This window comes from Bacillus sp. NEAU-Y102, assembly GCF_054788175.1.
Window position 1 is genome coordinate 353844 of record NZ_JBTWFK010000004.1, and the last position, 12578, is coordinate 366421.

General features: G+C 35.3%; 12 protein-coding genes. 10 read left to right on the forward strand and 2 right to left on the reverse strand.

Annotated elements, in window-relative coordinates:
- Window positions 1-11: 11 nt before the first annotated feature.
- The gene (locus tag ACYFX0_RS13665; RefSeq protein ID WP_000990219.1) at window positions 12-224 is read left to right on the forward strand and encodes a YqaE/Pmp3 family membrane protein; all 213 of its coding nucleotides are present in this window, start codon (window positions 12-14) and stop codon (window positions 222-224) included.
- 64 nt (window positions 225-288) lie between these two features.
- On the opposite strand, the gene ACYFX0_RS13670 is transcribed toward ACYFX0_RS13665, so the two are convergent.
- The gene (locus tag ACYFX0_RS13670; RefSeq protein WP_000977080.1) at window positions 289-498 is read right to left on the reverse strand and encodes a KTSC domain-containing protein; all 210 of its coding nucleotides are present in this window, start codon (window positions 496-498) and stop codon (window positions 289-291) included.
- A 466-nt stretch (window positions 499-964) separates the two neighbouring features.
- On the opposite strand from ACYFX0_RS13670, the gene ACYFX0_RS13675 reads away from it, so the two are divergent.
- On the forward strand, window positions 965-3463 hold the full coding sequence (locus tag ACYFX0_RS13675; protein WP_001293953.1) for a transglycosylase domain-containing protein: 2499 nt from the start codon (window positions 965-967) through the stop codon (window positions 3461-3463).
- Window positions 3464-3856: 393 nt separating this feature from the next.
- On the opposite strand, the gene ACYFX0_RS13680 is transcribed toward ACYFX0_RS13675, so the two are convergent.
- Entirely contained in the window at window positions 3857-4138 is a 282-nt protein-coding gene (locus ACYFX0_RS13680; RefSeq protein WP_106081168.1) for a hypothetical protein, read from the reverse strand.
- 235 nt (window positions 4139-4373) lie between these two features.
- Here ACYFX0_RS13680 and ACYFX0_RS13685 point away from each other — a divergent pair, with 235 nt between their 5' ends.
- From ACYFX0_RS13685 to ACYFX0_RS13720, 8 genes are all read left to right on the forward strand, one after another.
- Window positions 4374-5531 (forward strand): MFS transporter, encoded by a 1158-nt coding sequence (locus ACYFX0_RS13685; protein WP_106081377.1) that lies wholly within the window; start codon window positions 4374-4376, stop codon window positions 5529-5531.
- Window positions 5532-5533: 2 nt separating this feature from the next.
- Window positions 5534-5824 carry a HesB/YadR/YfhF family protein gene (locus ACYFX0_RS13690; RefSeq protein WP_000406140.1) on the forward strand — a complete coding sequence of 97 codons (291 nt, stop codon included), beginning with the start codon at window positions 5534-5536 and terminating at the stop codon, window positions 5822-5824.
- Window positions 5825-6219: 395 nt separating this feature from the next.
- Window positions 6220-7341, forward strand: a complete 1122-nt coding sequence (mmgD, locus tag ACYFX0_RS13695; protein ID WP_001987369.1) for a citrate synthase — start codon at window positions 6220-6222, stop codon at window positions 7339-7341.
- A gap of 98 nt (window positions 7342-7439) precedes the next feature.
- Window positions 7440-8876, forward strand: coding sequence for a 2-methylcitrate dehydratase (gene prpD, locus ACYFX0_RS13700; RefSeq protein ID WP_000598120.1), 1437 nt, complete (start codon window positions 7440-7442; stop codon window positions 8874-8876).
- An 18-nt stretch (window positions 8877-8894) separates the two neighbouring features.
- Window positions 8895-9803, forward strand: a complete 909-nt coding sequence (gene prpB / locus ACYFX0_RS13705; RefSeq protein ID WP_000312638.1) for a methylisocitrate lyase — start codon at window positions 8895-8897, stop codon at window positions 9801-9803.
- 17 nt (window positions 9804-9820) lie between these two features.
- Window positions 9821-9943, forward strand: coding sequence for a hypothetical protein (locus tag ACYFX0_RS13710; protein ID WP_000690878.1), 123 nt, complete (start codon window positions 9821-9823; stop codon window positions 9941-9943).
- A 13-nt stretch (window positions 9944-9956) separates the two neighbouring features.
- Window positions 9957-11666 (forward strand): acyl-CoA dehydrogenase family protein, encoded by a 1710-nt coding sequence (locus ACYFX0_RS13715; RefSeq protein WP_000416004.1) that lies wholly within the window; start codon window positions 9957-9959, stop codon window positions 11664-11666.
- 16 nt (window positions 11667-11682) lie between these two features.
- Window positions 11683-12573, forward strand: a complete 891-nt coding sequence (locus ACYFX0_RS13720; RefSeq protein ID WP_106081167.1) for an NAD(P)-dependent oxidoreductase — start codon at window positions 11683-11685, stop codon at window positions 12571-12573.
- The last annotated feature ends 5 nt before the right edge of the window (window positions 12574-12578 follow it).

A 12578-nucleotide genomic window follows, 5' to 3' on the forward strand; every position in this document is an offset into this window, starting at 1 on the left:
GTTTTCAAGGGATGATGTATTTATTAGCAATTTTTCTTCCGCCTGTTGCTGTATTATTTTGTGGAAAACCAATTCAGGCAATAATAAATTTCATATTAACACTAATATTTTGGGTTCCAGGAGTTATACATGCAATTCTTGTAGTGCATGATAAAAAAGCTGATCGGCGTTTGAAAAAACAAATTCAAGCATATGATGAAATTAATAAGAGGAATCGAAGGTAATTTATCCGTGAAATATTTTTAAAAGAAAGGAGGATTAACCTCCTTTTTTTAGTGGGTGTTAAGTTTAAATTTTTGTGTGGCGGAAAGAATTTTTAATGTAAGTTTTATGATAATAACTTTTAGATTGTGCATGTAATAGGCCAGTATAGATACTTTCTGGTACATTAAAGAAATCGTACATACCATTCTTTAATTGGATTCGCAAAATCATAGAAAAAGGATTGTAGCCAACAGCAACTATATTTTTTGAAATCACGGGAGATAGCTTCATCATTACGCAACTCCTCACTTTTCATTTTTAATAATTTCTTGTAGATGTTGAGGTTATGAAGTTGAAATCCTTATAATTTAAGAGGTATTATACTTATATGCAATATATTAAATGTTTGTTATACGTAATTATAAGGAAGTTCACACGAAGTACATATCGTTGTGCTATTTTTATTTCACCTTTGATTTATAAATAAGAAAATATTGACCATTTGAAAAAAAGGTATATTATTTATACGAGGTATTAAAAATTCACTTTTTACATTCTATGCTTAAAGGGGCAGCGTTATTAGGAAAAATAGAAGTGAAAATAGTTTGTATAAGAAGTATTCTAAAAATTATAATCTGTGAATTGGGAAAATATTGAATGCTCCAGGTCAATATACTTTCTTAATCAAATTCATTTTAGAAAGTGACCTCAATATTTTTAAGTAAATCAACGGGAGAATTGAAAGGCAGGAGAAAGTAACATGTCAGAAAATTATCGTTCTCGAGAGGAACGACGACAAGTTAAAAAGAAAAAACAGCCAGCGTCTAAAACACAAAAACCAAAAGGTAAAACATCATTCTTTCGCAAGTTTTTAATTACTTGTTTATTACTTGGTATTGTTGGTTTAGTGGCGGGGGTTGCTACCTTTTTTGTAATGATTAAGGATGCACCAAAACTTGAGAAAGCAAAACTTGTTAATCCGTTATCCTCAAAAATTTATGATAAAAACGGGGATTTGGTATATGAATATGGAAAAGAAAAAAGGACGAATGTTACGTATGAGCAAATACCTAAATTAGTAGAAAATGCATTTTTAGCGACAGAAGATTCACGTTTTTATGAGCATAGCGGAGTAGATTTTAAAGGTACTGCCCGTGCTGTTCTAGTAAGTCTTAAAGGAGATTATGGTTCTCAAGGTGGAAGTACGATAACACAGCAAGTTATTAAAAACTACTTCTTATCAATGGACAAAACACCAAAGCGTAAGGCACAAGAAATATATTTAGCTTATAAGCTAGAACAACAGTATTCAAAACATGAGATATTAGAGATGTACTTAAATAAAATTAACTTAGGAAACCGTTCATATGGGATCGCAACAGCAGCACAAAACTACTATGGTAAAGAATTGAAGGACTTAACATTACCAGAAGTTGCGATGCTTGCAGGTTTACCGAAAGCACCGAATAACTATGATCCAACGAAAAAAGAAAATGTTCAAAAAGCAACAGAAAGAAGAAATGTTGTTCTAAACTTAATGAATCGACATGGATATATAACAAAACAGGAAATGGAAGAAGCATCAAAAGTTGACGTAGAAAAGGGACTCAAGCCTGCAACTCAACTACAAACAATGCCATATCCTGCATTTATGGATGCAGTTGTGAAAGAAGTAGAAAAAGAATTGCCAGATGCTAATATAGGTTCTGACGGTTTAGAAATTTATACAACGTTAGATCCGAAAGCACAGAAACTTGCTGATAATATTTTAAATAATAATATCATTGATTATCCGAACGATAAATTCCAAGGTGCATTTACATTTATGGATACGAAAACAGGAGAAGTTCGTGCTATAGGTAGTGGCCGTGGAGAAAATAAAGCTGTATTTAAAGGGCACAATATGGCAATTGAATTAGATCGTGCAGCTGGTTCAACGATGAAGCCGATTTTCGACTACGCTCCTGCAATTGAATATTTAAAATGGGCTACGTACCATCAAATTGATGACTCTCCATTTAAGTATTCAACGGGACAAGAAGTACGAAATTCAGATAGAAGTCACATGGGTCCAATTACAATGCGTGTAGCATTAGAAAAGTCACGAAATATCCCAGCAATTAAGACTGCGAAAGAAGTCGGAATTAATAAATCAAAAGACTTCTCTGAGAAATTAGGCATTACATTTAATGCAGCACCGACTGAATCAACAGCGATTGGTACAAATGAAGTATCACCAACTGAAATAGCGGGCGCTTATGCGGCATTTGGTAATGATGGTAAATATACGAAACCGCATTTTGTTAAGAAAGTCGTTTATCCAGATGGTAAGTCACAAAGTTTTGGACAAAAACCAAAACAAGTTATGACAGATTCTACAGCATATATGATTACAGATATGCTTCGTTCTGTAGTTAGATCAGGTACTGGTACATCTGCAAATGTAGCATCTTTAGATGTAGCTGGAAAAACGGGTACGACAAACTACTCATCAAAACAATTAGCTCAATATAAAATTCCAGAAAGTGCAACTCGTGATAGTTGGTTTGCTGGATATACACCGCAATATACGATGGCAGTATGGACTGGGTATATGAAAGATGGCAAAGACGAGTATATTAGTAGTAAAAATACGAAAATTGCACAGTTGATCTTTAAAGAAATGATGAGCGAAATGGCTACAGATAAATCACGCTTTAAAATGCCAAGTAGCGTCATTCAAGAAGGTAGTGAGCTACGTATAAAAGGTGAAAAACGTGATTCATCGCCAAATACTAGCGTACCGGATACAACGGAGCAACCAAAACAAGATCAACAGCAAAAAACTGAAGAAGAGAAAAAGCAAGAAGAATTAAAGAAACAAGAAGAACTGAAAAAACAAGAAGAACAAAAGAAACAAGAGGAACTTAAGAAGCAAGAAGAACAAAAGAAACTAGAAGAGCAAAAGAAACAAGAAGAAGAAAAGAAACAAAATGAACAAAATAACGGAGGAGGCCAAGGAACGACACCTCCAGCGAATAACGGAGGAGGCCAAGGAACGACACCTCCAGCGAATAACGGAGGAGGTCAAGGAACGACACCTCCAGCGAATAACGGAGGAAACCAAGGAACGACACCTCCAGCAAATAGCGGAGGAGGCCAAGGAACGACACCTCCAGCGAATAATGATGGAGGTCAAGGAACTCCAACCCCACCTGCAACAGTACAACCAAATAATGGTGGAAATGCAGGAGAGGTTCCTGCCAATAATGGACAATAAGAAAAATTTATAGAAAAGTTTTCAAAAAAGCACTTAAGATTTGTGGGAATTTACAATCTTAAGTGCTTTTTTCATTTTGCTATAGAAAATTTTATGTTAAGGGCCGGATAGAAGAAAAAGAGTGAATGTAGTTTATGTGAAATGTAACGTAAAGAGAGAAATGATTGTACGTATGGGTTATTCCGGAAAGGGACTAACTGTAATGGATTACATAAAGCATTAAATAAGAGGGAATTATATTCAAGTCTTTAATAAATGTCTTTCTTTAACGGTTACTTTCGTTTGGAAAACAATAAAAAAGTCGAATTTCTTAAATAAGAAATTCGACTTTTTATGTTGAAACTGGATTAAAGGTTCGCTTTATTAAGATGTAGGGTAATACAGTGATAGCTATTAAATGTTAAACGTACCATGAAAATTTTGGAAATAAATTGAAGGGAAATGATAAAAGACTTGAGTCGGAGGTAGTGGAGGATAACTATGGCTATAAATGGTAGTACTACTTGGGTGTGCACCATGATGCCAAAATGAGGGGGTAACTTGACCGGGAATTTGATATTGTTGCCAAGTTGCGGGAAGTTCAATTCCTACATCGGAGCTAGCTGTATGAACTGCAGGAACATGTATCCCAGGAGTCGAAGGAACTACGGCAGTTACTCTTAATGATACCCACATAAAATATTCACTCCTAAGTTGTGTTAATAAATTAGTATATTCTTTTCACACGTATAAAGGTACATATATAGGACTTTCGTTTAAAACATGCGTACAAAGTCTTAAGACTAATGTAAGCTGATGGTGGACTATTTAATATGAAAAGATACGTCTATTTGCGGAGGGAAAAGAGATCAATAAAATGTACAATGAGGTTGTTAATCGTAATATTTTACGAGTGTATGGAGGTATTTTTATGGAACGATTATGGACGAAATCACTTATTCAAATGACTTTCGCAATGTTATTTTTATTTACAGGATTTTATTTACTTATTCCAACGCTACCGCTCTTTATTAAAGAGATAGGTGGCAATGAATCGCAAGTTGGACTCATGATGGGGATGTTTACGATAGCTGCTGTAGTAATACGACCGATTATTGGAGGAATGCTAGATCAATATGGTAGAAGATCCTTTATTATTTTCGGACTTATCTTTTTTGGATTAACGATGTATTCCTATAATATAGCATCGACTATTGTCCTTTTAGCTGTTTTACGTGTTATTCACGGAGTAACATGGGCTGTTTCTACAACAGCTGTTGGAACAGCAATAACTGATATTATTCCAGATTCACGCCGTGGAGAAGGAATGGGCTGGTACGGGATGGCGATGACAATTGCAATGGCCATCGGACCTATGATTGGATTATGGGTTGTGCAAAATTATTCATTTAATGGTCTATTTTTATTAGCGACGTTGTTATCTTTTATGGCAGTCGTATTATCACTAATAACGAAGATGCCATTTACGCTACAAAAAGAAAAAGGAAAAATTCAGCTATTTGAGAAATCCGTATTAACAATCACGATTGTAGTATTCTTTTTATCGTTTGCATATGGAGGAATAACAACCTTTTTACCGTTATTTGCATCATCAATTCATGTAAATCCGGGAACTTTCTTTCTTGTATATGCAATTGCATTAACAATTGTAAGACCAATTTCAGGGAAACTATTAGATAAGTATGGAGAAGTATTCATCATACTCCCAGCATTATGTATTACTATTTTAGCTATAGTTGTTTTAACTATTTCAAATGGTTTGATAGGTGTAATTATCGCAGCAACATTATACGGTATTGGATTTGGTTCAGCGCAGCCAGCTTTGCAAGCGGCAATGCTTACAATTGTCGATCCGAGTAAAAGAGGAGTTGCAAATGCTTCATTTTTTACAGCGTTTGATTTAGGAATCGGGTTAGGTGCTATTGTACTTGGAGTTGTTTCACAAATGTTTGGTTATCGTATTTTATTTTCAGGGAGTGCAATTTCAGCATTGATAGCCTTAATTATTTTCGTCTTCTTTGTAAAACAACGATTAGAAAAAAAGAGTTTGTGTAAACTGGAGGAATAAAGATGGAAATTTCAATTGATCGTAAAGCTCTGCAATGGTTCCAGGAAGAATTACGTATAAAGCACGGTGAATCTGTACGTTTTACTGTAAGGTACGGAGGGGATAGTTCAATTCAGCCCGGATATTCTTTAGGGGTTGTTGCTGAGAAACCAGATGGAGAAATAGTGTCAGTTGAGAAGGAAGGTATTATATTTTTTGTAGATTGTGATGATCTTTGGTATTTTCAAAACTATGATTTATTTGTAAGTTATCATGAGGAAATGGAAGAAATTCAATTTAATTATGTAAAATAATAACTTTATTAAAAATGAATAAGTTTTATATAAAAATTATATTTAAGAGATAGTGAAATAAATATCATATAGTAACGAGCTGTATTTATGTATAGCTCGTTTTTTTTATTTCTCAAATAAAATTAGAATAATTGTATATTTGGCGGTGTTATATGAAAAATCTTTATATCTTGTTTTTTAAAATACGCAAAGAAGTCTATTCTTTCTTTATAAAACATAAGAATTATTTTCAAAAAATTGTATTGTTACAGTAAGAAAAGTGTAGGAAACTTATCATTATAAAATAAATTGAAATCTTCTAAAAACTCTGATACATTGAAGTAGAAATGTAGTTTCACAATATTGTAAAGGCTTACAGTTATGTGCACGAAGATCTATTAGGATTGGAGGAAATAATGATGAAAGCTGAAGAAAAATTTTCCCCGGGATTAGATGGTATAGTGGCAGCGGAGACGAAAATTTCGTTTCTTGACACAGTAAAAGGTGAAATTGTAATTCAAGGGTATGACTTAATCGAACTCTCAAAAACAAAAGAGTATTTAGACATTGTGCACCTTTTATTGGAGGAACACCTACCGAATGAAGATGAAAAAGCAACACTTGAAAAGAAACTAAAAGAAGAATATGCAGTACCAGAAGGTGTATTCAACGTACTAAAGGCATTGCCTAAAGAGACGCATCCCATGGATGGATTACGTACAGGTGTGTCAGCGTTAGCTGGTTACGATAATGATATCGAAAACCGCTCGTTAGAAGTGAATAAAAGCCGAGGGTACAAGCTGTTAAGTAAAGTGCCAAACATTGTAGCGAATAGCTATCATATTTTAAATAATGAGGAGCCAATTGAACCTCTTAAAGAATTATCTTATAGTGCGAATTTCTTCTATATGTTAACTGGTAAAAAACCAACTGAACTTGAGGAAAAGATCTTTGATCGTTCCCTTGTTTTATATAGTGAGCATGAAATGCCAAACTCTACATTTACAGCTCGCGTTATTGCATCAACACAATCAGATTTATACGGTGCTTTAACAGGTGCAGTTGCATCTTTAAAAGGAAGTTTACATGGCGGTGCAAATGAAGCGGTTATGTACATGCTTTTAGAAGCTGGTAATGTTGAGAAATTTGAAGAGTTATTACAGAAGAAACTATATAACAAAGAAAAAATTATGGGCTTTGGACACCGTGTTTATATGAAGAAGATGGATCCAAGAGCACTTATGATGAAGGAAGCTTTAAAACAGTTATGTGATGTAAAAGGTGATTATACACTATATGAAATGTGTGAAGCTGGAGAAAAGATTATGGAAAAAGAAAAAGGAATTTATCCAAATCTTGATTATTATGCAGCTCCAGTATATTGGATGCTAGGTATTCCAATTCAACTTTACACACCAATCTTCTTTAGCTCTAGAACAGTGGGGTTATGTGCGCACGTTATTGAGCAACATGCAAATAATCGTTTGTTCCGTCCACGTGTAAATTATATTGGCGAGCGACATGTACTTAGTAAATAAGAACAACTGGGGAGTTGTTAGCGCCGCCCGCCAGATGGGTGTTTGACCGACACCCATCATTAATAATAACGAATTTTCGACAGAAAGGGAAGGATAGCATGATTAAAACAAATGAAATTAAGCAAAAAGATGCATTATTAGAAGAGATTACCGATTATGTATTAAATAAAGAGGTTACTAGTGCAGAAGCATTCAGTACAGCTCGTTACGTATTACTTGATACACTTGGATGTGGAATTTTAGCACTGCAATATCCAGAATGTACGAAATTACTAGGACCAGTTGTGCCAGGAACAATCGTGCCAAATGGTACACGTGTACCAGGTACGTCTTATGTACTAGATCCAGTAAAAGGTGCATTTAATATCGGATGTATGATCCGTTGGTTAGACTATAACGATACTTGGCTTGCAGCAGAGTGGGGACATCCATCTGATAACTTAGGCGGAATTTTAGCGGTTGCAGATTATATTAGCCTTGTTCGTATTTCAGAAGGAAAAGAAGCTTTAAAAGTACGTGAAGTATTAGAAATGATGATTAAAGCACATGAGATTCAAGGCGTGCTCGCTTTAGAAAACAGCTTAAACAGAGTTGGTCTTGACCATGTATTATATGTAAAAGTAGCAACAACTGCAGTAGTTGCGAAAATGCTTGGCGGAACACGTGAAGAAATCTTTAATGCATTATCACATGCGTGGATTGATAATTCTAGTCTTCGTACATATCGTCATGCTCCAAATACGGGCTCACGTAAATCATGGGCTGCAGGTGACGCAACGAGCCGCGGTGTTCATCTTGCAATGACTGCTCTAAAAGGTGAAATGGGTTATCCAACAGCCCTATCTGCACCAGGATGGGGATTCCAAGATGTATTATTCAATAAACAGGAATTAAAATTAGCAAGACCACTAGAGTCATATGTAATGGAAAATGTATTATTTAAAGTGTCATATCCAGCAGAATTCCATGCACAAACGGCTGCAGAATGTGCAGTGAAGTTGCATCCGGAAATTAAAGAGAGATTAGATGAAATTGACCGTATTACAATTACAACTCATGAATCAGCAATTCGTATTATTGATAAAGAAGGTCCATTAAATAACCCAGCTGATCGTGATCATTGCTTACAATACATTACGGCAATTGGTTTATTAAAAGGAGATATCGTTGCAGACGATTATGAAGATGCAGTAGCAAACGATCCACGTGTAGATGAATTACGTAATAAGATGGTTGTTGTTGAAAACAAACAGTACAGTTTAGATTACCTTGACCCGAACAAGCGCTCAATCGCCAACGCTGTTCAAGTTCACTTTAAAGATGGCACAGTAACAGAAAATGTGGAATGTGAATATCCACTTGGTCACCGTTTCCGTAGAGACGAAGCAATCCCAAAAGTTGTTCAAAAGTTCACTGCAAATATGGCAGGCCATTATTCTAGTAAGCAACAAGAACAAATTCATGAAGTTTGTTTAAATGAAGAAAAACTAGAAAATATGAATGTAAACGAATTTGTAGATCTATTCTTAATTTAATAATAGGGGGAATTTAGAATGGCTTGGGTTGTGAAAAAGCAGTCAACACAAGAGGAGCTTGCGAATCGATTCCGAGCTTTAGTAGAAGCAAATGAAATTTTGCAAATTCCAGGTGCTCATGATGCAATGGCGGCTTTAGTTGCAAAAAATACAGGTTTTTCAGCTCTTTATTTATCCGGAGCTGCTTATACTGCAAGTAAAGGGTTACCAGATTTAGGTATCGTGACGTCTACTGAAGTGGCTGAGAGAGCAAGAGATTTAGTAAGAGCTACAGACTTACCTGTTCTTGTTGACATTGATACAGGATTTGGTGGTGTACTAAATGTAGCGAGAACAGCTGTAGAAATGATGGAAGCGAAAGTAGCAGCTGTCCAAATTGAAGATCAGCAATTACCAAAAAAATGTGGACATTTAAATGGTAAGAAACTTGTTACTACAGAAGAATTGGTTCAAAAAATTAAAGCAATTAAAGAAGTTGCACCGAGCTTATACATTGTAGCACGTACTGATGCTCGCGGCGTTGAAGGGTTAGATGAAGCAATTGAAAGAGCAAATGCATATGTAAAAGCAGGTGCAGATGCAATTTTCCCTGAAGCGCTTCAATCAGAGGAAGAATTCCGTCTATTTAATAGTAAGGTAAATGCACCTTTACTTGCGAATATGACTGAATTCGGAAAAACTCCATATTATAGTGCAGAGGAATTTGCGAATATGGGCTTCCAAATGGTTATTTATCCTGTAACTTCACTTCGCGTTGCAGCGAAAGCGTATGAAAATGTGTTTACTTTGATTAAAGAAACAGGTTCTCAAAAAGATGCACTTTCTAATATGCAAACGAGAAGTGAATTATACGAAACAATTTCATATCATGACTTTGAAGAGTTAGATACTGGTATTGCAAAAACAGTATTATCAGAAGATCAATAGATAAAGCAGTGAAGGCGATGAAAATACATCTTTGGCAAAATAAAATGCTTGATGTGAAAAATCATCGCCTTCTATTTTCAAAAAAAGATATTCCACTCATCGTAGACGAGCATAAGCAAAAAGCTATGAAAGCCGAATGATAGGGGGATACATATGGAGAAAACGAAGTTACCATGGGATGAATTTTTTTCACTCAATAAAGATATAAATCATACTTACTTTACACCAGAAGATTTTTCAGGTGATGAAGATTTAATCGCAAAAACGACAGAACAATTCGTTAAACAAGAAATTGTTCCACAAATGGAGAATATTGAACAACATAACTATAAAGTTTCTCGTCAATTATTTGAGAAAGCTGGGGAACTTGGATTATTAGGCATTGAGGTACCAGAAGATTATGGCGGGTTCGAGTTAGGAAAGGCTGTCTCAGGTCTTGTAGCAGAGAAAATGGGTTACGCTGGTGCATTTAGCGTTTCATTTAATATACACGCTGGTGTCGGTACATTGCCTTACATATATTACGGAACGAAAGAACAGAAAGAAAAATATTTACCAAAAATCGCATCGGGAGAATGGATTGGGGCTTATGCTTTAACTGAGCCAAATGCTGGTTCGGATGCATTAAGTGCAAAAACGAGCGCAGTATTGAATGAAGAGGGAACAGCTTGGAAGTTAAATGGTGAGAAGCAATGGATTACAAATGCTCATATGGCAGATGTATACGTTGTTTTTGCGAAGACAAATAAAGGAATGACAGCATTTATTGTCGAAAGAACATGTGAAGGTGTATCCATTGGGTTAGAAGAAAAGAAAATGGGTATTAAAGGTTCTTCAACGGCGACTCTTATTTTAGAAGATGTTGTCATCCCTGTTGAAAATGTTTTAGGGGAAGTTGGGAAAGGGCATCACGTAGCTCTTAATATTCTTAACTTTGCTAGACTTAAACTTGCTTTTGGAAATATTGGAACAGCAAAACAAGCAATTGGTTTGTCGGTTCAATATGGAAAAGAGCGAAAACAGTTCCAAACGGAATTAGTAGACTTTACGATGATTCAAGAGAAAATTGCAAATATGATCATTGCTACATATGGAGCCGAAAGTGCAGCTTACCGTACAGCAGGTGTAATTGATGAAGCAATTCATGAGAGCGATGAAGATCTTATGAAAAAAATGTCTCAATTTGCAATTGAATGTGCACTAAATAAAGTAAATGCTTCTGAAACACTTGCTTATATTGTAGATGAAGCTGTACAAATTCATGGTGGTTACGGTTATATGCAAGAGTACGAGGTAGAACGATTGTATCGTGATGCTAGAATTAGTCGTATTTTTGAAGGAACGAACGAAATTAATAGATTAACAGTTGCCAAAATGTTAATGAAGCAAATCGAACAATTAGAAGATACTGAAGTAGAAAGTGATGTAGCAAATGTCGAAAGAAACCATCGTTACATTTTATTAGCGAAAAAATTGTTGAAACAATCTTTGAAAACGCTCTCTAAAACTCCAAGTCTAAAAATCGACCAAGAACAAGAATATTCACGTGTAATATCAAATATGTTGACGGACGTGTACGTCATGGAATCAGCGTTTTTACGTACGAGAAAAGCAGTAAGTAAAAATGGTGAGGAAAAAGAACGTACGAAGCAACAAATAACGGATGTTATTTGTGAAGAAGGATATCGTAAAGTAGAAGAAGCGGCGATTTCTGTACTTTCAGCGGCTGTCACAGAAGAAAAAGATAGACATGTGATTTTAGCTGAAATCCGTCAATTATTAGTACCTTTATACACGAACGTATTTATGAAGAAGAGAGAAATTGCGAAAGCTATTATAAATCGTGGGAAATATATTGTGTAAATAGGAGGAAAGCGATATGAAAAAGATTGGTTTTATCGGTTTAGGTAACATGGGTCTTCCGATGTCAAAAAATCTAGTTAAATCAGGTTACACAGTATATGGCGTGGACTTAAATAAAGAGGCAGAAGCGTCCTTTGAAAAAGAAGGCGGAATTATCGGTCTAGCAATCTTAAAACTAGCAGAAACATGTGATGTAGTTTTTACAAGTTTACCTTCACCTCGTGCTGTTGAAGCGGTATATTTTGGAGCAGAAGGATTATTTGAAAATGGTCACTCGAATGTAGTTTTCATTGATACAAGTACGGTATCGCCGCAGTTAAACAAACAATTAGAGGAAGCTGCAAAGGAAAAGAAAGTAGACTTTTTAGCAGCACCTGTGAGTGGTGGAGTAATCGGAGCCGAAAACCGTACATTAACGTTTATGGTTGGTGGATCAAAAGAGGTATATGAGAAAACGGAATCTATCATGGGCGTACTAGGCGCGAACATTTTCCACGTTAGTGAGCAGATTGATAGTGGTACAACTGTTAAGTTAATTAATAACTTATTAATTGGTTTTTATACAGCTGGAGTGAGTGAAGCTTTAACATTAGCGAAAAAGAACAATATGGATTTAGATAAAATGTTTGATATTTTAAATGTAAGTTACGGTCAAAGTAGAATTTATGAACGTAATTTTAAAAGTTTTATAGCACCTGAAAACTACGAGCCAGGATTTACTGTGAACTTATTGAAGAAAGATTTAGGATTTGCAGTTGACTTAGCTAAGGAAAGCGAACTCCATTTACCGGTAAGCGAAATGTTATTAAACGTATATGACGAAGCGAGTCAAGCTGGATATGGTGAAAACGATATGGCTGCTTTATATAAGAAAGTTAGCGAGCAATTAATTTCTAATCAAAAATAAATTAT